Below are 20803 nucleotides of genomic sequence, written 5' to 3'. Positions count from 1 at the left end.
GATGACGCAAACGATTTTCGTCCTGAACGGGCCAAACCTGAACATGCTGGGCAAAAGAGAACCCGGCATCTACGGTGGCAAGACGCTTCAGGACATCGAGGCGGATTGCCGGGCTGCGGGCAAGGAACTCGGTTTCGAGATCGACTTCCGCCAGAGCAACCACGAAGGCACGTTGATCGACTGGTTCCATGAAGCCAACGACAAGGCGGCAGGCGTTGCCATCAATGCCGGCGCCTACACGCATACATCCATTGCACTGCATGATGCGATCAAGGCTATTTCCATTCCGGTGATCGAGCTCCATATCTCGAACGTGCATGCACGCGAAGAATTCAGGCACAAGTCGATGATTGCCCCTGCCTGCAAGGGTGTAATCGCCGGCTTCGGCCCCCACAGCTACATTCTGGCGCTCCAGGCGCTGAAGAACCTCACGGCATAAGAAGAAGACAGGGCAAACACTCATGGCTGAAAAGAAATCCGGTATCGACCAGGCACTGATCCGTGACCTCGCGAACATCCTCAACGACACGGACCTGACGGAAATCGAAGTCGAGCAGGACGATCTGCGCATCCGCGTTTCGCGCGGCGGCAACATGCAGTACGTCCAGGCGCCGATGGCGGCTCCGGCTTACGCTGCTGCTCCGGCAGCTGCAGCACCCGCCGCTGCCGCGGCACCGGCCGCAGCAGCCGCTCCGGCGCGCAACCCGGCCAACACCGTCAGCGCTCCGATGGTCGGCACTGCCTATATGGCACCGGCTCCGGGCGCGCGCGCCTTCATCGAAGTCGGCTCGACCGTCAAGGAAGGCCAGACGCTGCTCATCATCGAAGCGATGAAGACCATGAACCAGATCCCGTCTCCGAAGTCGGGCAAGGTCACGGAAATCCTCGTCGAGGACGGAAGTCCCGTCGAATACGGCCAGGCCCTGGTCGTCATCGAATAAGGCGGGCGTCATGGTCTCCAAAATCCTCATTGCAAACCGCGGTGAAATTGCGCTGCGCGTCTTGCGCGCCTGCAAAGAGCTCGGCATTCCCTGCGTCGTGGTTCACTCCACGGCAGACGCCGACGCCATGCATGTGCGCCTTGCCGACGAAAGCGTCTGCATCGGCCCGCCGCCATCACGCGACAGCTATCTGAACATTCATCAGATCGTTGCCGCCTGCGAAATCACCGGCGCCGACGCGGTTCACCCGGGCTACGGCTTCCTCTCCGAGAACGCCAAGTTTGCGGAAATCCTCGAAGCCCACGGCATCACCTTCATCGGCCCGACGGCGGAGCATATCCGCATCATGGGCGACAAGATCACCGCCAAGACGACGGCGCAGGAACTCGGCATCCCCGTTGTTCCCGGCTCCGACGGCGAAGTGAAGACCGAAGAAGATGCGCTGAAGACGGCGGCCGAAATCGGCTACCCCGTTCTGATCAAGGCAACCGCTGGCGGCGGCGGACGCGGCATGAAGGTTGCCAAGTCCGAAGCCGACCTGATCGAGGCATGGTCGACGGCCCGTACCGAAGCGGCTGCCGCTTTCGGCAACGAAGCCGTCTACATGGAAAAGTATCTCGGCAAGCCGCGCCACATCGAAGTTCAGGTGTTCGGTGACGGCGAAGGCAATGCGATCCATCTCGGCGAACGCGACTGCTCGCTGCAGCGCCGTCACCAGAAGGTCTGGGAAGAAGCCAATTCCCCCGCCCTCAACGTCGAGCAGCGCATGAAGATCGGCCAGGTCTGCGCCGACGCCATGAAGAAGCTGAAGTATCGCGGCGCCGGTACAATCGAGTTCCTCTACGAGAACGGCGAGTTCTATTTCATCGAAATGAACACCCGTCTTCAGGTCGAGCATCCGGTCACCGAAGCGATCACCGGTATCGACCTCGTGCACGAACAGATCCGCGTTGCCTCTGGCGGCGGTCTCTCGGTTACGCAGGACCAGATCACCTTCGAAGGCCATGCCATCGAATGCCGCATCAATGCCGAGGACGCGCGCACCTTCGTGCCCTCGCCCGGCACGATCACGCATTTCCATGCGCCCGGCGGTCTCGGCGTGCGCATCGATAGCGGCGCGTATCAGGGCTACAAGATCCCGCCCTATTACGACAGCCTCATCGGCAAGCTCATCGTGCACGGCCGCACCCGCGTCGAATGCATGATGCGCCTACGCCGCGCGCTGGACGAATTCGTCGTCGATGGCATCAAGACCACGCTGCCGCTGTTCCAGGACCTGGTTTCCAACCAGGACATCGCGAATGGCGACTACGACATTCACTGGCTGGAGCAATATCTGGCCAGCACCAAACCGGCCTGATCCGGAATGGCAGGGTCGCGCAGGAAGTCCCCAGGTATTACCCCGGAGATCCTCCTGCGCGCCTACTCCATCGGCCTCTTCCCGATGGCCGAATCGGCTGACGATCCGGAAATCTTCTGGGTCGAGCCGGAGCTTCGCGGGGTGATCCCCCTCGACGACTTCCACATTTCGAAAAGCCTGGCGAAGACCATTCGCCGAAAGCCGTTCGACATCCGCTTCAACTCGGATTTCGACGCGGTGATCTCGGCCTGCGCCGAGGAGACGTCCGGGCGGCCGAGCACCTGGATCAACGGCACGATCAGGCAACTCTATTCGACGCTCCATCGCATCGGCCACGCGCATTCGGTCGAAGCCTGGGACGGCGATGAGCTGGTCGGCGGCCTCTATGGCGTTTCGCTGGGAGCGGCGTTCTTCGGCGAGAGCATGTTCTCGCGACGCACCGATGCCTCGAAGATCTGCCTCGTGCATCTGGTCGAGCGGCTTCGGGAGAAGGAATTCAAGCTGCTCGACACGCAGTTTACCACCGAGCACCTGAAGACGTTCGGGGCGATCGACGTTCCGAAGGAAGAATATGCCGTGATGCTTGATGCGGTGATGGATTCGCCTCATCTGCAGTTTTAGGGCGGCTATCGGTGCGCCCGCCCTCGCCCTTCGAGGGTCGCTTTGCTCCCACCTCAGGGTGAGGGCTTCTCTATCTTGAATGCAGCTTCCCACACGACGACATATGCTCCGCCCTCATCCTGAGGTGCCCGAAGGGCCTCGAAGGACGAGGGTCGGCCACCGGGGGCACGACACCAAACCAATCAGAAATTCACTTGGCCTTCGCCGCGCCATCCGGCGCCGGCACGTCGGACTGCGCCTTGCAGTCCTTCAGCCAGACGTCATAGATCGGATGCTCGACGGCATTCAGACCCGGGCTGTCGGCGAACATCCAGCCGGTGAAGATGCGGCGGATCTTGCGGTCGAGGGTGATCTCGTCGACCTCGACGAAACCGTCGATCTTCTGCGCTTCCGACTGGTCGCGCGAATAACAGGCCTTCGGCGTGACCTGCAGGGCGCCGAACTGGACGGTCTCGTTGACATAGACGTCGAAAGTGGTGATGCGGCCGGTGATCTTGTCGAGGCCGGAGAAGACGGCGACAGGGTTTTCGATGCGCGCGGCGGAGGCCGCCTGCGGCAGGAAAGAGGAGCCAAGCGCCAGGGCGATCCCGGCGGCACGCAGGACATGGTTCCGCGTGAAAAGCTGCATATCTACCCGTCTCCACCGCATCTCAAGATAATGGCCGCAGCTTCTGCGGCCAACCTGCGGGTAAAGGTCAATTGTGGCCAAAAGCGGGGCCGGATGGCCCGCTTCGCGGTCGAGAAACTCAGTTGCCCGGCGTCCAGGCGTCGTAGTCGCCGGTGACGCGCGGACGCTCGCCGGTTGCGGCCAGCGAACCCGGCGGACGGTAAGCCTGCGGCGAACCGGTCGGGTTGGCGCGGTGCGCCTTTTCCCATTCCTTGGCGGCGTAGTTTTCCTTGGACGGCGGTGTGTCGGTGCGGTGATGCATCCAGCCGTGCCAGCCCGGAGGAATGGCGGAGGCTTCGGCATAGCCGCTGTAGATCACCCAACGCTTCGGCAGGCCGTAGGAAGACAGGCCGCCTTCGTAATAGACATTGCCGAGCTCATCTTCGCCAACACGCTTGAAGCCGCGAAGCGCAAACAGTGTTCCCAGCGTGTAGTGGTTCCACCAGGTGAAAATGTGCAGCAGGAAGTTCTTCATGTCTGTTCCTTGTGCTTGAGGGAGGTCAAGCGGGACTGGAATTCGTTCACTCGCTTATGCCGCCGGAAGACCTGATTGTCCAGTGATTCCAGATCGGCAAAGGCTCATTTCAGGGCCATCTTGAAGCCGAGATGCCACGGCTCAAAGCCCAGGCGCTCGTAGAAGCGGTGTGCATCCTTGCGCTTGCCATTGGAGATCAACTGAACACGGGAGAAACCGCGGCTTTTTGCCTCTGCGATGCAGAACTCGATCATCTGCCTGCCGATGCCCTGCCCGCGCAAATCATCGCGCGTCTGCACCGCTTCGATGATCATGAAGGAGGCGCCGCGGCCGGTCAGCGTCGTCGCTATCGAGGTCTGAAACGTGCCGGCAACTTCGCCGGACAGTTCGGCAACATAGAGCGTCTGATCCGGTGATGCGGCAATCGCGGAGAAGGCCCGCAAATAGTCGGGAAAGGCAGCCTCGTCAGTCGTATCGCCATGGCCGCCGATATCGTCGGCGGCAAACAGCGCGATCAAGGCGGCAAGGTCGGCTTCCCGGGCTTCACGGATGATGAGCTGGCCGGTCATGAGGCTCTCAATGGGTGGGGAGATGCTTTTCGAGCACGAGCGTGGCGATGCCCGACTGGCCGGGACCGACATTCTCGTTGCGGCCGACTTCGGCGAAGCCGAGCCTGGTGTAGAAGCTGATCGCTTCGGCGTTCTTCGGCTCCACCTCGAGGCGCATAATCTCGGCGTCGGGGAAGCAGGTTTCGAGCTCGGCGAACATGTCGCGGCCGATGCCTTGTCGCTGCAGCGCCGGACGAACATAGAGAAGATGCAGAACCGCCGTCTTCGCCATGTCCGTGGACATCACGGCATAGCCGACGCCGCCGATATCCTTGCCGCTATCGGCAACGACGAATTCGGCGTTCTTCTTCGCCAGCCGCTCTTTCAGAGCCGCCGGAGAAAACAGGTGGGCGATGAGTTCGTTGACCTTCGGCTCGCCATAGAAGCGATCGTAGGCGGCGTGAAAGCTCTCGACCAGGAGTGTGCGGACCTTCTCCAGATCACGCTCACCGGCGGTGCGGACGAAATAGACCATTGTCGCTTTCCTGTGGCGCGGCGGCAGCGTACTGCCGCCCGCCCGCCGAGGTTATTCCTCGACGATGCCGAGCTTGGCCTTGACCAGCGCCTGGACGGCCTGCGGATTGGCCTTGCCGCCGGTTGCCTTCATGACCTGACCGACGAACCAGCCGGCCAGCGTCGGCTTGGCGAGAACCTTGGCGACCTGATCCGGGTTGGCGGCGATGATCTCGTCGACGGCCTTTTCGATGGCGCCGGTGTCGGTCACCTGCTTCATGCCGCGGCTTTCGACGATCTTGGCCGGATCGCCACCCTCATTGAGAATGATCTCGAAGAGGTCCTTGGCAATCTTGCCGGAGATGGTCTCGGCCTTGATCAGGTCGATGATGCCGCCGAGCTGGGCCGGGGAAACCGGAGTCGATTCAATGTCTTTGCCGAGTTTGTTCAAGGCACCCAGCAGGTCGTTGATGACCCAGTTTGCGGCCATCTTGCCATCGCGGCCTTCGGCAACGGCTTCGAAATAATCGGCAATCGCCTTTTCCGAAACGAGAACCGAGGCGTCGTAGATCGACAGGCCGAGCTCGCGCACGAAGCGCTCTTTCTTGTCATCCGGGAGTTCCGGCAGATCGGCTTCTAGCGCCTTGATGAAGGCGTCGTCGAATTCGAGCGGCAGCAGGTCCGGATCGGGGAAGTAGCGATAGTCATGCGCATCTTCCTTGGAGCGCATGGAGCGCGTCTCGCCCTTGTTCGGATCGAAGAGGCGGGTTTCCTGATCGATCGAACCGCCGTCTTCGAGAATGCCGATCTGGCGGCGTGCCTCGTATTCGATCGCCTGGCCGATGAAGCGGATCGAGTTGACGTTCTTGATTTCGCAGCGCGTGCCGAAGCCTTCGCCGGGGCGGCGAACGGAGACGTTGACGTCGGCGCGCATCGAGCCTTCGTCCATGTTGCCGTCGCAGGTGCCGAGGTAGCGGACGATCGAGCGTAGCTTCGTCATGTAGGCCTTGGCCTCATCGGACGAGCGCATGTCGGGCTTCGAGACGATTTCCATCAGGGCGACGCCCGAACGGTTCAGGTCGACATAGGACATGGTCGCATGCTGGTCGTGCAGCGACTTGCCGGCGTCCTGTTCCAGGTGAAGGCGTTCGATGCCGATCTCGATATCCTCGAACTGGCCCTGGCGATCAGGACCGAGAGAGATGACGATCTGGCCTTCGCCGACGATCGGATCCTTGAACTGCGAGATCTGATAGCCCTGCGGCAGGTCGGGATAGAAATAGTTCTTACGGTCGAAGAGCGAGCGCTTGTTGATCTGCGCCTTCAGGCCGAGACCGGTGCGCACCGCCTGCTTGACGCATTCCTCGTTGATGACGGGCAGCATGCCGGGCATGGCCGCATCGACGAGCGAGACGTTGGAATTCTGCGGCTTGCCGAATTCGGTCGAAGCGCCGGAGAACAGCTTCGAATTCGACAGCACCTGTGCATGGACTTCCATGCCGATGATGACTTCCCAATCGCCAGTGGCGCCGGGAATGAAGCGTTTCGGATCAGGCGTGCGAACGTCGACAAGGGTCATTTGATGCTCTTTGGAAGGCTGTTCTTTTCATCTGGTGAGGTAAAGGAAATGGCTTGCGGGTGCAAGGCTTTCGGCGCGCTTGAGCTATCGGCTCCCGTTTTCGGGCTGTTAACAGCGGCGCGCTAGCATGGATCCATGATCGCCTCCCATCTGCCTCAACTCGCCGCCCTGCTTCTCGGCTACAATCTCTTCGTCTTCGCAACCTATTTCATCGACAAGCGCGCCGCGCGGCTGGGACATCGGCGCGTCAGCGAGCGGACCTTGCTGATGCTGGCATTGTTCGCCGGCAGCCCGGGCGCCATCACCGCACAGCGTCTGCTGCGTCACAAGACGCAGAAGGAGCCGTTCCGCACGCTTCTCATGGGAATCGCCGCACTTCATGTCCTGCTGATTGGCGGCGCTGTTGCGTTTTTCGCCGCACGCCGATTGGGGCTCGTCTAGAAATCCGGGCCGTATGTTCCGTCGCCAGCCGTCTCCAGCGGCTTGGTCAGGCCGACGGATGGCACGTCACGGTCGAGCTTCGGATTATAGACGATCGACAGCCAGTGGATGGCATAGCCATGTTTCTGGAAGAAGTTGATCGCCTCGTTGTTTCCCGAATGCGTCTGCATGCCGGCGCTGGAAAAGCCCTGATCGGCGATGTCCGCCTCGATCTGCGAAAGCAGCGCGGTGCCGACGCCCTGACGGGTGAAAGAAGGGTCGATCCAGAAATCCGAGATCGTCTCGTCGAATTTTTCCCGCGCGCCCCAGCCGACAATCTGGCCGTTGAGTTCGGCAACGGTGATCGTCAGCCAGCTGTTATGGGTGAAGTTCGAAAAGGCACTGCGCGCGGCATCGAGCAGCGCGTCCGTCTCGCCCATGGCCGCCATCGCCTTTTGCCAGGCTCTGAGGCCGATCTCACTCAAAAGGTCCGCCTCGCCCTCGCGGGCATTGCGAATGTGGATCATGGAACCCCCGTTCAATGATCAAAGTAGAACACCGAATCGCCAGCTTTTCCATCGATTTGCGCGGCTTGCGCACCGTTTTTGCAGGCCCGCGGCGAATCCGGCGCGCTTGACGGCAACCTGTGCGTGGGTTAGGCAAACCTTATGTTGAATTCGTCTGAGACCCGCTAAGGGCCCTGCCCGCAAATCTCTTTGCGCGCATGGGCCAGAAAAAAACGAAGCCCCGCCGTTCGCCTTGAACGACGGATCGTTTTTTTGCGCTTTCGAGCGCTGCGACCGGATCAACACAACAATGGACATTTCACGCGCCGAACAGCGCATCCTGCACCTGCTCGCCCAGGGCGGCAGGATCGAACTCACCCGCGGCGAAAACCGCACGATCGAGAAGCTGCAACTCTTCACGAGAGAAGGCTGGGTCTTCTCCGGCCTCGACATCCTGACCTTCCGCAAGCTCAAGCAGAAACGGGCGATCCGCTCACAGGGCGGCAGGCCCTACCGGATCACCGAGCGGGGGTTGGTGCTGGTGCGGGCGGAGCAGGATAACAGGTGACGATTGTGGGTCAGCTCGCTGATGAGCTGGCCCACCTCTAAATCGACAGGGTTGGCGCAAAACCTTCTTCGCGCTATCTTAGCGTTATGAGCGATCTGCGAGACACCATCCCTGTCGAAGACCTGACCGAAGTGCAGCCCACTGCGGCTGCCGACGCGGGCTATGATGCATGGAAGGAAAAGAAGATCCGAGCCGCACTGAAGCAGGCGGATGATCGCTCCTCAATGGTCCCGGCAAAAAAGGTCTGGGAGCGTTTCGGGTTTGAACGTTAGTTTCACGCCACAAGCCATCGCCGACCTCAGTGAAATTCATAGCTATATCAGGGAATTCGACCCGAGTGCCGCCGATCGGATTCTGTCGCGCATCCGGCAAGTCATCGAGATATTCGAAAATTTCCCGCTGCTCGGCCGGGAGGGCAGCATCAATGGCACGCGCGAGTTCGCGATTTCCGGACTGCCCTATACGATCGTCTATCGCATCATCTCCGCCGGCGATCTCGACATCCTGACCATCGTCCACCAACGCAAACTTTATCCGCCTCAGCAGGATTGAGGTCATGCACGGCTGGATAGCTCAGCCTTCATCGCCACCCATTCCTCAGCGAGCGTCCCAGCTCCACGAGAGCGTCCAGCGCGGCGATACCAATAATCGGCGTTCCAGTCGTCGCCTTCGATGCGGTGGCAAAGGGCGTGGCCCCAGTCGAAGGGGCGCTGCCCTTCGTGCGCCTGGCAGATATCGTGAACCGCGGCCCACTCGGCGCCCATGACGAAACCGGCGGCCGCGAGGCGGTCGAGGGACGCTATCAGATTTTCGAGATCAGTTTTGGACATGGCCACCTCCCAGCGTTGCCTACCCCAGATGCATTTCGAGGTTCACCTTTTCAAGGTCTATTCCGAGGCTCGCGCCGGCATCGGAAAACTCCACCTCTCCCTCGACACTCCGGCAGTAGAATTGACTTCGCCGACCACGATGTGGTCGGCGACGGTCATTTTCCGAATTGTCAGTCCGCTTACCACCACTTGGCAGGCGAGAACTTGCCGGCGGCCTGTTCGATGACATGCGCGGTCTTGAAGAGGGTTTCCTCGTCGAACGGCTTGCCGATCAGCTGGAGACCGAGCGGCAGGCCCTTGTGGTCGAGACCGGCGGGAACGGCGATGCCCGGGAGACCGGCCATGTTGACGGTCACCGTGAAGATGTCGTTCAGGTACATGGCAACAGGATCGGCAGCCAGATTTTCGTCGGCGACGCCGAAGGCCGAGGACGGCGTGGCGGGCGTCAGGATGGCGTCGACACCGGCATCGAAAGCGATTTCGAAGTCGCGCTTGATCAGCGTACGGACCTTCTGGGCCTTGATGTAGTAAGCGTCGTAGTAACCGGCCGAAAGAACGTAGGTGCCGATCATGATGCGGCGCTTGACTTCCTTGCCGAAGCCCGCGGCGCGGGTCTTCTCATACATGTCGGCAATGTCCTTGCCGTCGACGCGCAACCCGTAGCGAACGCCGTCGTAACGGGCAAGGTTCGAGGACGCTTCGGCGGGCGCCACGATGTAATAGGCCGGAAGGGCGTATTTCGTGTGCGGCAGCGAGATGTTGACGATCTCGGCGCCAGCATCCTTCAGCCAGGCGATACCCTGCTGCCAGAGGGTTTCGATCTCCTCCGGCATGCCATCGACGCGGTATTCGTTCGGGATGCCGATCTTCATGCCCTTCAGCGACTTGCCGAGTGCGGCTTCATAATCCGGAACGGGCAGATCGACCGAAGTCGTGTCCTTGGCATCGACGGATGCCATCGACCTCAGGAGGATTGCGGCGTCGCGCACATCGCGGGCGATCGGGCCGGCCTGGTCGAGCGAGGATGCGAAGGCAACCGTGCCCCAGCGCGAGCAGCGGCCATAGGTGGGCTTGATGCCGACGGTGCCGGTGAAGGCTGCGGGCTGGCGGATCGAACCGCCGGTATCGGTCGCGGTAGCGCCGGCGCAGAGATGGGCCGCAACGGCAGCGGCCGAACCGCCCGACGAGCCGCCCGGAACGAGCTGCTGGTTGGAGCCCGACGCGCGCCACGGGTTGATGACCGCGCCGTAGTGTGAGGTCTCGTTCGACGAGCCCATGGCGAATTCGTCCATGTTCAGCTTGCCGAGCATGACGGCGCCATCGTCCCAGAGGTTCTGGGTGACGGTCGATTCGTAGCGCGGCTCGAAGCCGTCGAGGATGTGGCTGCAGGCCTGGGTGTGGACGCCGACGGTCGCGAACAAATCCTTGATGCCGAGCGGAATGCCTTCGAGGTCGCCAGCCTTGCCGGCAGCGATACGCTCATCCGACTTCTTCGCCATGACGCGGGCGAGATCGGGGGTGGTCTTGATATAGGCGTTCAGCTGGCCATTGGCCGCGTCGATCGCCGAGATATAGGCTTCGGTCAGTTCGGTCGCGGTGATCTCTCTGGCGCGCAGCTTCTCGCGGGCTTCGGCAATGGTCAGGCTGGTGAGTTCGCTCATGGTCTCTACTCGGATATCTCTGTTGGTAACGGGTGTCGGAAAAAGCGGCAGCGCTTATTCGACGACTTTCGGCACCAGGAAGAAATTGTGGTCGGTGACAGGGGCGTTGGCGACGACGTCGTCGGCCTTGTTGCCGTCGGTCACCTGATCGGTCCGCTTCTTCATCGCCATCGGCGTGACCGAGGTCATGGCCTCGACGCCTTCGACATTCACTTCGGAAAGCTGTTCGACGAAGCCGAGAATGCCATTGAGCTCACCCACCATGCGATTTGCCTCGTCTTCGGAGACGGCAATACGGGCAAGGCGCGCGACGCGCTTAACGGTGGCAAGATCGACGGACATGGCATACTCCGAAAGGGAAATTTCCCACTCGCTATAAAGACCATGTCCGCCTTGTGCAACGGGCTTTCGTTAGATCGAGACGCTCTCGGAAGGCTTGATTGCCTTCACTTCCGTCTTCGAACCTTCCATGCCCGAGACGAACTTGTCGGCGGTCTGGTCGATGATCGGGAAGGTGCCGTAGTGGCAGGGGATCGCGGTCTTGAAGTTGAAGTAGCGCTGGCAGGCGAGAGCTGCCACCGCGCCGCCCATGGTGAAGCGGTCGCCGACGGGAACGAGGCCGATATCGGGCTGGTGCAGCTCGTTGATCAGCGCCATATCGGAGAAGATGTCGGTGTCGCCCATGGCGAGGATCGAGGCTTCGTCGTCGAAGTGCAGCATCAGGCCGTTTGCGTTGCCGAGCGCGTGGGCGATGCCGTCTTCGGTGACCTGTGCGGAGGAATGCAGCGCATTCGTAAAGGTCGCCGAGAAGCTGCCGAGCGAGATCGTGCCGCCGGTATTGCCCATTTCGATCTTCGACACGCCCTTGGCGGCAAGCCAGGAAGCAAGATCGGCATTGGCGAGAACGGTGGCGCCGGTCTCCTTGGCAAGTGCAATGGTGTCGCCGACATGGTCGCCATGGCCGTGGGTGAGGAGAATATGGGTGACGCCCGCCGATACATCCTTGATGTCCTGTCCCTCGAAGGAAGAGTTATAGGTCAGGAAGGGGTCAAGGAGGATGGTTGCCTTGCCGGTTTCGATGCGGAAGGCGGAATGACCGAGCCAGGTGATCTTCATGAAATGGGTCCCTTATTATCAGATGCAAAAGCGGATTTCGCTTGTTATGGACATAGCCGATATGGCCGCAAAGAAAAGCGCCGCAAGCTTCAATTTGTTTTGACGGGATGAAACGCCGATGACAGTGATGACGATCGAGGAGATGGCTGCCGCCCTGCAGCCCGGACAGGCGATCGCGGGCCTCGATCTCGGCACCAAGACGATCGGCCTTGCGATGTCCGATCTCGGCCGCCGCTTCGCCACACCCCGGCCGGTTCTGAAGCGCGAAAAGTTCACGCTCGACGCCGAGGCGCTGCTGGCTTTCGCGGAGAAGGAAAAGGTCGCGGGTTTCGTGATCGGACTGCCGATGAATATGGACGGCTCTGCCGGTCCCCGCGTTCAGGCGACGCGCGCCTTCGTGCGCAACATGGAGCAGAAGACCGCCCTGCCCTTCGTCTATTGGGACGAGCGGCTTTCGACCGTGGCGGCCGAACGGGCCTTGCTTGAGATGGATGTGTCGCGCGCCAAGCGGGCTGAGCGGATCGATTCCGCTGCGGCAAGCTTCATTCTTCAGGGCGCTCTGGACAGGCTGTCGGCGCTTTCGAGATCAGCCGATTTCGACGACTGACGCGCCGCCCACCAGGCCGCGATCTTCTTGCGGCGGCGGAAGGCGATGATGGCGATGACGACGAGGCTGTCGACGGCGATGGCACGGGCGACGAGCGGCGGAATGGTTTCCGGCGGAACGCCGAGGATCTTGCCATAGACCTCAAATGTCAGGTCATGAACCTGGCGGCTCAGCATGAAGATGCCGAAATTGATGTCGTAATAGGAAAGCCAGTACCAGCCGCTCAGGAAAACGATCGGGCCCAACCAGAAGATCAGGAACCACTTCATGCGGCCTCCCCTCGGTGACGCCAGGTGTTTCTATAACGCCAGGCGGCCGGACTTTCGAGACCGACAACCCAGGTCGACAATGCCATGACGCTCAGGACGACCGCCGGGACGGTGATATCGAGGGCGAGCACCGCGAAAAACATCATCGCGGCGACAAGCAACGCAGCTTTGGCGGCTCTGGTTCCCATCATGGGTCCTGACAGCTAAGAATTTAACTGCCGGTACCCTGTCGCCTTAACGCCGACGGCGCAACGTAAACCATTTGTTAAGGTTAACAGCCGGGCGGGCGCCTGTGGATGACCGGACGGGCGATCAGCCGTAGACGCCGCGAACGATGCGCTTGACGGCCAGCGCCGCCTTCTCCCAGTCCTTGGCATTCTTCAGCGGCAGCCCGGCGCATTGGCCGCCGGCAGCGGCCGAGAGCACCAGATGCTGGATGGCGGCGAAGAGAATCGCATTGACGGCAGCGGTATCGACGCCCTTCGGCGGCGTCAGGGAGCCGCGCATTCGGTCCAGCCATACCGACAGCGCCTTCGAGCGCGCCTCGGAGAGCCGCCTCACCTGCTCGGTATTTTCCGAGACTTCCCAGGCAACGATGCGGCGCATCAGCGGATCGTCGCGCAGCGCCTCGAGGAAGAGCAGCGACAGCCGCTCCATCAGGTCGCCATAAGTCAGCAGGAACATGCCGCCGGTATCTTCCGGGATACGGTCCTTGACCCAGGTGCCGAGATCGGCGCCGATCGCCTCGACCAGACCGTTGAGACCCCCGTAATAGCGGTAGATCAGCTGCTTGTCGCAACCGGCGCGGCGGGCCACCGCGTTGATGCCGAAATTCTGGAAGCCTTCCTCGGCGAGCAGCGCCTTGGCGGCGTTCAGGATCGCCTTCTCGGTGGCGCTGCGGTCGCGGATGCGCTTTTCCGGCTCGCCGGGGGCGACAGGCGCCAAAACCATGGTGTCGTTCAGCATATCGAGGCCGATTCCGTTCGTGTCACTACAAGGTGAGTAACAACGGGGTTTCGGCCCGGCAACGTTCAAGCCCTTGAAAGCTTGTGGATAGACGGCGCGCTCCACAGATGTCTCCTTCCGGAGACACCTAGAGATACTGGCCGAACCAGACGGAGCGGTCTGCCGGTGCCACCAGCGGCGGCGCCAGACGCTCGAAGCCGCGGGAGGCCCAGAAGCGCTGGCCGCTGACATTCTCGGCATTGGCGCCGAGATAGACGCCCTTCACCCCGGCCTCGCGCGCCGTCGATATCCAGAGATCGAGAAGCCTGGTGCCGAGCCCCCGCCCCTGCAGGCGCGGCAGCAGGTTCATGTGGATATGGGCGGGAAAGGCCGCCACCCTCGGTGCGAAAGCGGCTTCGGGATGATGGATCGTGTGGATGCGGCGTTCGTCGGCATTCCATGCCGCGGGATCGCCTTGCGGCTCCTCATAGCGGGCGCGCAGGGCCGGCCACCATTCACGCTCGAGTCTCGCTTCGAAAGCCGCCGTATCATGGGGGCCGACGATATAGCCGGCGACGCCTTCGTCATCCTCGACGACGAATGAGGTGTCGGGGCTCAGCACGATGTAAGGCGCCGAGTAGATGTGGCCGATGAGCTGGCCGTCCTTGTAAAGACGGGTGGCATCCTTGCCGGCATCGCCTGTCAGCAAAGAGATGGCGTAGATCTGGTCGAGATCGCCAAGACGGGCCTTGCGGATTTCGCTCATGCGTCAGCTGGCCGGCGGGTAGAGAAGATCGACGATGTAGCTGGCATCGAACCGGGCATCGAGCATGCCGTAGGTGGCGCGCCAGCCGCCGGCGAGACGGGTTTCGATGAAGGCATCGGCGATGCGTCCGGCACCAAGGCGGTAGAGCTCGGCGGCACCGGCGGCGAGCGCCAGCTGCTCGATCAGCAGGCGGGCAGCGCCCTCGTCGCGCTCGCAGAGCGCCATGGCGGCGCGCAGCACGTCGATGGTCTTCTTGCCGGCAGGGCCGAGATCGCGGGCGAGACCGGCAAAGACCGTTTCGAACAGATCCTTGCCGCGCGAGAGAACCCGCAGAAGATCGAGCGCCATGACATTGCCGGAGCCCTCCCAGATCGCGTTGACCGGGGCCTCTCTATAATGACGGGCGATCGGGCGCTCCTCGATGTAGCCGCTGCCGCCGATGCATTCCATCGCCTCATAGATCAGCGCCGGCGCGATCTTGCAGCACCAGTATTTGGCAACCGGCGTCATGACGCGGGCGTAGGCCGCCTCTTCGGCATTGTTGCGGGCCTTGTCGAAGGCTTCGGCAAGACGGAACGACAGCGCCGTTGCAGCAGCGACGTCGAGCGCCATGTCGGCGAGCACGCGGGTCATGATCGGCTGATGGACGAGCATCTTGCCGAAGACGCTGCGGCCGCGGGTGTGATGAACGGCTTCGGCGAGCGACGCGCGCATGATGCCCGACGAGGCCAGCGCGCAATCGAGCCGCGTCAGCGTCACCATATCGAGAATGGTGCGGATGCCGGCATCGGGACCGCCGAGCAGGAAGCCGAACGTGTCGTTGAACTCGACTTCCGAGGAAGCATTCGAGCGGTTGCCGATCTTGTCCTTCAGGCGCTGGAACTGCAGGCCGTTGGCGGAACCGTCTTCGAGCAGGCGCGGAACGAGGAAGCAGCCCATGCCCTCCTTCGTCTGCGCCAGCATGATGAAAGCGTCGCTCATCGGCGCCGACATGAACCACTTGTGGCCCGAGAGACGATAGATGCCTTCGCTGACCTTTTCGGCGGTGCTCTTGTTGGAGCGGACGTCAGTGCCGCCCTGCTTCTCGGTCATGCCCATGCCGATCGTCACGGCAGTCTTCTGCATGGCCGGCTTGTTCGACGAATCGTATTTGCGCGACAGGATCTTCGGCGCCCAATCCTTCTGGACGGCGGGCGAAGCAGAGAGAGCAGCGACCGAGGCGCTCGTCATCGTCAGCGGGCAGAGATGGCCAGATTCGAGCTGCGCCGTCAGGTAGAAACGGGCGGCGCGGATCTTGTGCGACTGGTCCTTGGCATCGGCATCGGCCTGCGGATCCCAGACCGACGAATGCAGGCCGACGGACATCGAGCGGCGCATCAGCGCGTGCCAGGCCGGATGGAACTCGACGACATCGAGGCGCTCGCCGCGCGGGCCGTGGGTGCGCAGCTGCGGCGTACCCTGGTTTGCCATGCGCGCCAGCTCCTGCGCCTCCGGAGAGGTGACGTAGCGACCCATGTTTTCCAGGTCTTCACGCGTGCCGCGCGGCAACCCTGCCGTCAGGTCGACGATCAGCGGATCGGAGCGGTAGGCATTGATACCTGACCAGAGGCTTGGCTGGTTCAGCTCGGCGAGTTTTTCTTCAGCGGGAGTCATGAGTCGCTTCTATTGCATGAGCCAGACAAAGGGAAACCGGAACTTGACGATTTCAACCTCAGCTCTAGCGGATTTGCGGCAAAATTGCATGGGGACATAAGCCTTTGCCCACAGCGCAAGCTTGCGGCGGCGGGCAGCACTCATTATAGACCCCACCGGTATAGCAAGAGGCAGGTCCATGGTCTTTTTTCCCCACCGCCACCTCATCGGCATCAAGGGTCTCACCGAGCAGGATATTACCTATCTCCTCGACAAGGCCGACGAGGCCGTCAAGATCAGCCGTCAGAGAGAAAAGAAGACGTCGACGCTCAGAGGGCTGACACAGATCAACCTCTTCTTCGAAGCATCGACGCGCACGCAGGCATCCTTCGAACTCGCCGGAAAGCGGCTCGGCGCCGACGTCATGAACATGTCGGTCGGCAACTCTTCGGTAAAGAAGGGCGAGACGCTGATCGATACGGCGATGACGCTGAATGCGATGCGCCCCGATGTGCTGGTTATCCGCCATTCGAGCGCCGGTGCGGCCGCCCTCCTCGCACAGAAAGTCTCCTGCTCGGTCGTCAATGCCGGCGACGGACAGCATGAACATCCGACCCAGGCGCTGCTCGACGCGCTGACGATCCGCCGTGCCAAGGGCAAGCTCTCGCGCATCATTGTGGCGATCTGCGGCGACGTGCTGCATTCGCGTGTCGCGCGCTCCAACATCCTGCTTTTGAATGCCATGGGCGCCCGGGTGCGCGTCGTCGCTCCTGCGACGCTGTTGCCTGCCGGGATCGCCGACATGGGCGTCGAAGTCTTCCATTCGATGAAGGAAGGCCTGAAGGACGCCGATGTCGTGATGATGCTGCGTCTGCAGCGCGAACGCATGTCCGGCGCCTTCGTGCCGTCGGTGCGTGAATATTACCACTTCTACGGCCTCGATGCCGAAACGCTGAAGGCGGCGAAGGAAGATGCGCTGGTCATGCATCCGGGTCCGATGAACCGCGGCGTCGAAATTGCATCCGAAGTGGCCGACGGTCCGCAGAGCGTGATCGCCGAGCAGGTCGAGATGGGTGTTGCGGTGCGCATGGCGGTGATGGAGACGCTGCTTGTTTCCCAGAACCAGGGACCTCGCACTGAAGGAGTGGGCGCATGAGCAACCTCGTCCTCAAGAACGTCCGCATCATCGATCCCTCGCGCAATCTCGATGAAACAGGCACCATTGTCGTCAAGGACGGCGTGATCGTCGCATCGGGCAAGGATGCGCAGAACCAGGGCGTGCCCGATGGCGCCGAAGTGCGCGATTGCAACGGCCTCGTCGCGGTCCCCGGCCTCGTCGATGCCCGCGTGCATATCGGCGAACCCGGTGCCGAGCACCGCGAGACCATCGCATCCGCCAGCCGTGCTGCGGCAGCGGGCGGCGTGACCTCGATCATCATGATGCCGGATACCGATCCTGTGATCGACGACATCGCGCTCGTCGAATTCGTCAAGAAGACCGCCAAGGACAAGGCGCTCGTCAATGTCTATCCGGCAGCGGCGATCACCAAGCATCTGGCCGGCGAGGAAATGACCGAGATCGGCCTGCTGATGGAAGCCGGCGCGGTTGCCTTTACCGATGGCCGTTCGAGCATCCATGACACGCAGGTGCTGCGCCGGGTGATGACCTATGCGCGCGAATTCGGCGCCGTCATCTCCTGCGAGACCCGCGACAAATACCTCGGCGCCACCGGCGTCATGAACGAAGGGCTGTTTGCCAGCTGGCTCGGTCTCGGCGGCATTCCGAAGGAAGCCGAACTGATTCCGCTGGAGCGTGATCTGCGCGTCGCGCAGCTGACGCGCGGCAACTATCACGCCGCGATGATCTCGGTGCCGGAATCGGTCGACGCGATCAAGCTCGCCAGGAGCCGCGGCGCCAAGGTGACCTGCGGCATCTCGATCAACAATCTGGCGCTCAACGAAAACGACATCGGCGAGTACCGCACCTTCTTCAAGCTCTACCCGCCGCTGCGCACCGAAGACGATCGCGTGGCGATGGTCGAGGCGCTGGCCAAGGGCGAGATCGACATCATCGTTTCCTCGCACGATCCGCAGGACGTCGACACCAAGCGCCTGCCCTTCGGCGAAGCGGCCGATGGCGCCGTCGGCCTCGAGACCCTGCTTGCGGCGGCCCTTCGGCTGCATCACAGCGGCCAGGTCAGCCTGATGCGGCTGATCGATGCGATGTCGACCCGCCCGGCGCAGATCTTCGGCCTCGATGCCGGAACGCTGAAGCCCGGCGCCAAGGCGGACATTGCGCTGATCGATCTCGAAGAGCCTTGGCTTGTCGCCAAGGACATGCTTCTGTCGCGCTCGAAGAACACGCCTTTCGAGGACGCCCGTTTCTCGGGCCGGGCGGTCGCGACTTACGTGGGTGGAACGAAGGTACATTCGCTGGACTGAGGAGGCCGCGCATGAATCAGAACGAAACCGAACGGCATTTCCAGCAGCGCAATCTCGACAAGGACATGGCGGAGGCACACAAGAACGCCTTCCCCGTGCTTTCGAAGAAGCAGGCGTCGCGGCGCTACTCGTCGACTGTCGTGCTCGGCACGGTGTTCGTGGCGCTCTGCACGCTGATCGCCACCCTGCTCGGCGGCGCGGAAATCTGGATGATCGAGAACGGCTAAGGCAAGCGGCATCGGGACAATGCTGCGAAGGAAAAGGTAGAGGGGCATGATTTCGGAACTCACCAACTGGCAGATCGCCTTGCCGATGGCGCTTGTGGCAGCCGTCGTCGGCTACCTGCTGGGCTCGATCCCCTTCGGCCTGATCCTGACGCGGGCGGCCGGTCTCGGTGACGTGCGCAATATCGGCTCCGGCAATATCGGCGCCACCAACGTGCTGCGCACCGGCAACAAGAAGCTTGCAGCCGCAACACTGCTGCTCGATGCGCTGAAGGCAACGGTCGCCGCCTGGATCATGGCCTATGTGGCAGGTCCGGAAGCCAGCGCGATCGCAGGTCTCTTCGCCTTCCTCGGCCATCTCTTCCCGGTCTGGCTCGGCTTCAAGGGCGGCAAGGGCGTCGCTACCTATATCGGCACGCTGCTCGGCATCGCGCCGCTCTTCGTCCTCGTCTTCGCGGCCATCTGGCTCGCGGTCGCCTTCATCTTCCGTTACTCGTCGCTGGCGGCGCTGACGGCGATGCTTGTCATTCCGGTTGCATTGTGGATATTTGGAGCCGAAAAGGTTGCAGCCGTCATGGCGATCATGTCGGTCATCTCCTATTACAAGCACAAGGCCAACATCTCCCGGCTCATCAGCGGGACGGAAAGCAAGATCGGGGCGAAGGGATAAGATGAGCGCCGAAAGCGCAAGGCCAAAGGGAATTGCGCTTTCAGACCGGCAACGGATCGCCTGGCTGCGGCTCATTCGCTCCGACAATGTCGGCCCTGCCACCTTCCGCGATCTCATCAATCATTTCGGTTCCGCCGAGGCGGCACTGGCCGCCCTCCCCGAGCTCTCGGCCCGCGGCGGCGCAACGCGCGCCATCAAAATTGCAACCGAACATGAAGCCCATCGCGAACTCGAGATCGCCCGCCGTTTCGGCGCCCGGTTCATCGGCATCGGGGAACCCGATTATCCCCAGGCACTGCGCCAGATCGATGGCGCGCCGCCGCTGATTGCGGTCAAGGGCGATGTCTCCATTCTCCATCGCCCGGCCGTCGGCGTCGTCGGCTCCCGCAATGCCTCGATCAGCGGTGCGAAGTTTGCGGCGATGATCGCCAGGGATTGCGGACGGGCCGGATATGCCGTGGTCTCCGGCCTGGCGCGCGGCATCGATACGGCCGCCCATCGCGCCAGCCTCGATACCGGCACCGTCGCCGCGCTCGCAGGCGGTCTCGATCAACCCTACCCGCCCGAGAACGTGCCGCTGCTGGAGGAAATCTGCGAAGGGCGCGGACTGGCGATCAGCGAAATGCCGTTCGGTTGGGAGCCCCGCGCCCGTGATTTCCCGCGCCGCAACCGACTGATCGCCGGCATGTCGCTTGGCGTTGCCGTCGTCGAGGCGGCCACGCGCTCGGGATCGCTGATCACCGCACGCCTTGCCGCCGAATTCGGACGGCTGGTCTTTGCCGTTCCCGGCTCGCCGCTCGATCCGCGCTGCCAGGGTACCAACGGATTATTGAAGGACGGGGCGATGATCATCACCTCTCCCGAGGACGTCATCGAGGCGCTGGCGCCGCTCTCGCAGCTCGACCTGTTTTCGGCACCGGTTGCCGAGGAGCCTGCGGGCAACGGCAGCGACCTTGCGCCACCTGATGATTCCGATCGCGCGCGGATTGCCGATGCGCTCGGGCCGACGCCTGTCGAGATCGACGACATCATCCGGCATACCGGCCTTCCGGCGGCGTCCGTCTATCTCGTTCTCTTGGAGCTGGATATTGCCGGGCGACTGCACCGGCATCCCGGCGGCATGGTCTCCCTTGCGATGGGAGACTGAGTGCACTACATGCGGTTGTGAAGCTCGCCCGCCTCAACATAGGCCATCTCGATCAGATAGCAGAGCATGCTGGCGTCCTCTTTCTCGGCAACCTGACGCAGCTCCGCCAGCATCTGCCGGATGAAGGCGATGTTTTCGCGCGAAGCCGATCTGTCGGTTCTCTTGTTGAAACCCTTGGGCGACATGGACAGTCTCTGAATGACGGACGGCTGCTTGGGAGGGGCCTTGACCACACTTCAAAAACGATAACGCAATTATCTTAAATTGCAATACGTTTATAATCCCCCTAAGGTTGT

29 protein-coding genes are annotated in these 20803 nt (G+C 62.1%); 13 read left to right on the top strand and 16 right to left on the bottom strand.

Annotated features, from left to right (window positions below; translation table 11 throughout):
• Position 1 precedes the first annotated feature (1 nt).
• The 4 genes from aroQ to aat are packed head-to-tail and all read left to right on the top strand — an operon-like array spanning position 2 to position 2922.
• A complete protein-coding gene (aroQ, locus tag ABIE40_RS07500; RefSeq protein WP_112720423.1) occupies positions 2-439 on the top strand; it encodes a type II 3-dehydroquinate dehydratase in 438 nt (145 codons plus the stop codon).
• Positions 440-461: 22 nt separating this feature from the next.
• A complete protein-coding gene (gene accB / locus ABIE40_RS07495) occupies positions 462-941 on the top strand; it encodes an acetyl-CoA carboxylase biotin carboxyl carrier protein (protein WP_112720424.1) in 480 nt (159 codons plus the stop codon).
• A 10-nt stretch (positions 942-951) separates the two neighbouring features.
• Positions 952-2301: an acetyl-CoA carboxylase biotin carboxylase subunit gene (gene accC, locus ABIE40_RS07490; RefSeq protein WP_130282528.1), complete on the top strand. Its 1350-nt coding sequence runs from the start codon at positions 952-954 to the stop codon at positions 2299-2301.
• 6 nt (positions 2302-2307) lie between these two features.
• Positions 2308-2922, top strand: a complete 615-nt coding sequence (gene aat, locus ABIE40_RS07485; protein ID WP_199628711.1) for a leucyl/phenylalanyl-tRNA--protein transferase — start codon at positions 2308-2310, stop codon at positions 2920-2922.
• A 190-nt stretch (positions 2923-3112) separates the two neighbouring features.
• Here the strand turns inward: aat and ABIE40_RS07480 are convergent, their stop codons facing one another.
• From ABIE40_RS07480 to gatB, 5 genes are all read right to left on the bottom strand, one after another.
• Complete coding sequence (locus ABIE40_RS07480; RefSeq protein WP_130282532.1) at positions 3113-3550, bottom strand: DUF2155 domain-containing protein; 438 nt, start codon at positions 3548-3550, stop codon at positions 3113-3115.
• A 118-nt stretch (positions 3551-3668) separates the two neighbouring features.
• Entirely contained in the window at positions 3669-4064 is a 396-nt protein-coding gene (locus ABIE40_RS07475; protein ID WP_112720428.1) for an NADH:ubiquinone oxidoreductase subunit NDUFA12, read from the bottom strand.
• A gap of 104 nt (positions 4065-4168) precedes the next feature.
• Entirely contained in the window at positions 4169-4633 is a 465-nt protein-coding gene (locus tag ABIE40_RS07470; protein ID WP_199628712.1) for a GNAT family N-acetyltransferase, read from the bottom strand.
• 7 nt (positions 4634-4640) lie between these two features.
• The gene (locus ABIE40_RS07465) at positions 4641-5147 is read right to left on the bottom strand and encodes a GNAT family N-acetyltransferase (RefSeq protein WP_199628713.1); all 507 of its coding nucleotides are present in this window, start codon (positions 5145-5147) and stop codon (positions 4641-4643) included.
• Between the two features lie 51 nt (positions 5148-5198).
• Positions 5199-6704 carry an Asp-tRNA(Asn)/Glu-tRNA(Gln) amidotransferase subunit GatB gene (gene gatB, locus ABIE40_RS07460; RefSeq protein WP_199628714.1) on the bottom strand — a complete coding sequence of 502 codons (1506 nt, stop codon included), beginning with the start codon at positions 6702-6704 and terminating at the stop codon, positions 5199-5201.
• Between the two features lie 135 nt (positions 6705-6839).
• On the opposite strand from gatB, the gene ABIE40_RS07455 reads away from it, so the two are divergent.
• On the top strand, positions 6840-7145 hold the full coding sequence (locus ABIE40_RS07455) for a DUF1294 domain-containing protein (RefSeq protein WP_199628715.1): 306 nt from the start codon (positions 6840-6842) through the stop codon (positions 7143-7145).
• On the opposite strand, the gene ABIE40_RS07450 is transcribed toward ABIE40_RS07455, so the two are convergent.
• Positions 7142-7651: a GNAT family N-acetyltransferase gene (locus tag ABIE40_RS07450; protein ID WP_199628716.1), complete on the bottom strand. Its 510-nt coding sequence runs from the start codon at positions 7649-7651 to the stop codon at positions 7142-7144. The genes ABIE40_RS07455 and ABIE40_RS07450 overlap by 4 nt on opposite strands.
• Positions 7652-7940: 289 nt before the next feature.
• Here ABIE40_RS07450 and ABIE40_RS07445 point away from each other — a divergent pair, with 289 nt between their 5' ends.
• Together ABIE40_RS07445 and ABIE40_RS07440 are read left to right on the top strand one after the other, a co-directional pair.
• Positions 7941-8198, top strand: coding sequence for a YjhX family toxin (locus ABIE40_RS07445; protein WP_199628717.1), 258 nt, complete (start codon positions 7941-7943; stop codon positions 8196-8198).
• Positions 8199-8408: 210 nt separating this feature from the next.
• On the top strand, positions 8409-8750 hold the full coding sequence (locus ABIE40_RS07440; RefSeq protein ID WP_354540985.1) for a type II toxin-antitoxin system RelE/ParE family toxin: 342 nt from the start codon (positions 8409-8411) through the stop codon (positions 8748-8750).
• A gap of 2 nt (positions 8751-8752) precedes the next feature.
• Here ABIE40_RS07440 and ABIE40_RS07435 read toward each other — a convergent pair whose 3' ends face one another.
• The 4 genes from ABIE40_RS07435 to ABIE40_RS07420 all read right to left on the bottom strand — a co-directional run bounded on the left by ABIE40_RS07435 (position 8753) and on the right by ABIE40_RS07420 (position 11805).
• Complete coding sequence (locus ABIE40_RS07435) at positions 8753-9028, bottom strand: hypothetical protein (protein WP_199628718.1); 276 nt, start codon at positions 9026-9028, stop codon at positions 8753-8755.
• 179 nt (positions 9029-9207) lie between these two features.
• Entirely contained in the window at positions 9208-10689 is a 1482-nt protein-coding gene (gatA, locus tag ABIE40_RS07430) for an Asp-tRNA(Asn)/Glu-tRNA(Gln) amidotransferase subunit GatA (protein WP_112720438.1), read from the bottom strand.
• Between the two features lie 54 nt (positions 10690-10743).
• Positions 10744-11031, bottom strand: a complete 288-nt coding sequence (gatC, locus tag ABIE40_RS07425; protein ID WP_112389713.1) for an Asp-tRNA(Asn)/Glu-tRNA(Gln) amidotransferase subunit GatC — start codon at positions 11029-11031, stop codon at positions 10744-10746.
• Positions 11032-11100: 69 nt separating this feature from the next.
• Positions 11101-11805 carry a metal-dependent hydrolase gene (locus tag ABIE40_RS07420; RefSeq protein WP_199628719.1) on the bottom strand — a complete coding sequence of 235 codons (705 nt, stop codon included), beginning with the start codon at positions 11803-11805 and terminating at the stop codon, positions 11101-11103.
• 118 nt (positions 11806-11923) lie between these two features.
• Between ABIE40_RS07420 and ruvX the strand changes: the two genes are divergently transcribed.
• Complete coding sequence (ruvX, locus tag ABIE40_RS07415) at positions 11924-12412, top strand: Holliday junction resolvase RuvX (protein WP_199628720.1); 489 nt, start codon at positions 11924-11926, stop codon at positions 12410-12412.
• On the opposite strand, the gene ABIE40_RS07410 is transcribed toward ruvX, so the two are convergent.
• From ABIE40_RS07410 to ABIE40_RS07390, 5 genes are all read right to left on the bottom strand, one after another.
• Positions 12355-12681, bottom strand: coding sequence for a DUF6105 family protein (locus ABIE40_RS07410; protein ID WP_112720441.1), 327 nt, complete (start codon positions 12679-12681; stop codon positions 12355-12357). The genes ruvX and ABIE40_RS07410 overlap by 58 nt on opposite strands.
• Complete coding sequence (locus ABIE40_RS07405) at positions 12678-12869, bottom strand: hypothetical protein (RefSeq protein ID WP_199628874.1); 192 nt, start codon at positions 12867-12869, stop codon at positions 12678-12680. The genes ABIE40_RS07410 and ABIE40_RS07405 overlap by 4 nt, the downstream gene beginning before the upstream one ends.
• A 124-nt stretch (positions 12870-12993) precedes the next feature.
• The gene (locus ABIE40_RS07400; RefSeq protein ID WP_199628721.1) at positions 12994-13647 is read right to left on the bottom strand and encodes a TetR/AcrR family transcriptional regulator; all 654 of its coding nucleotides are present in this window, start codon (positions 13645-13647) and stop codon (positions 12994-12996) included.
• A gap of 127 nt (positions 13648-13774) precedes the next feature.
• A complete protein-coding gene (locus ABIE40_RS07395; protein ID WP_199628722.1) occupies positions 13775-14392 on the bottom strand; it encodes a GNAT family N-acetyltransferase in 618 nt (205 codons plus the stop codon).
• Between the two features lie 3 nt (positions 14393-14395).
• Positions 14396-16045, bottom strand: coding sequence for an acyl-CoA dehydrogenase family protein (locus tag ABIE40_RS07390; protein WP_199628723.1), 1650 nt, complete (start codon positions 16043-16045; stop codon positions 14396-14398).
• Positions 16046-16223: 178 nt separating this feature from the next.
• On the opposite strand from ABIE40_RS07390, the gene ABIE40_RS07385 reads away from it, so the two are divergent.
• The 5 genes from ABIE40_RS07385 to dprA are packed head-to-tail and all read left to right on the top strand — an operon-like array spanning position 16224 to position 20507.
• Positions 16224-17180 carry an aspartate carbamoyltransferase catalytic subunit gene (locus ABIE40_RS07385; protein ID WP_199628724.1) on the top strand — a complete coding sequence of 319 codons (957 nt, stop codon included), beginning with the start codon at positions 16224-16226 and terminating at the stop codon, positions 17178-17180.
• Entirely contained in the window at positions 17177-18466 is a 1290-nt protein-coding gene (locus tag ABIE40_RS07380; protein WP_199628725.1) for a dihydroorotase, read from the top strand. Before ABIE40_RS07385 ends, ABIE40_RS07380 begins: the two co-directional genes overlap by 4 nt.
• An 11-nt stretch (positions 18467-18477) precedes the next feature.
• Positions 18478-18693, top strand: a complete 216-nt coding sequence (locus tag ABIE40_RS07375; RefSeq protein ID WP_112720447.1) for a hypothetical protein — start codon at positions 18478-18480, stop codon at positions 18691-18693.
• Positions 18694-18739: 46 nt separating this feature from the next.
• A complete protein-coding gene (gene plsY, locus ABIE40_RS07370) occupies positions 18740-19360 on the top strand; it encodes a glycerol-3-phosphate 1-O-acyltransferase PlsY (protein WP_199628726.1) in 621 nt (206 codons plus the stop codon).
• 1 nt (position 19361) lies between these two features.
• Positions 19362-20507 (top strand): DNA-processing protein DprA, encoded by a 1146-nt coding sequence (dprA, locus tag ABIE40_RS07365; protein WP_199628727.1) that lies wholly within the window; start codon positions 19362-19364, stop codon positions 20505-20507.
• 5 nt (positions 20508-20512) lie between these two features.
• Here dprA and ABIE40_RS07360 read toward each other — a convergent pair whose 3' ends face one another.
• Positions 20513-20692 carry a hypothetical protein gene (locus ABIE40_RS07360; RefSeq protein ID WP_112720450.1) on the bottom strand — a complete coding sequence of 60 codons (180 nt, stop codon included), beginning with the start codon at positions 20690-20692 and terminating at the stop codon, positions 20513-20515.
• Positions 20693-20803: the final 111 nt, after the last annotated feature.

This window comes from Rhizobium sp. OAE497 (assembly GCF_040546565.1).
Classification (GTDB): domain Bacteria; phylum Pseudomonadota; class Alphaproteobacteria; order Rhizobiales; family Rhizobiaceae; genus Rhizobium.
Note: the sequence above shows the minus strand (reverse complement) of the source record. Positions and strands in the feature narration are given on the sequence as shown.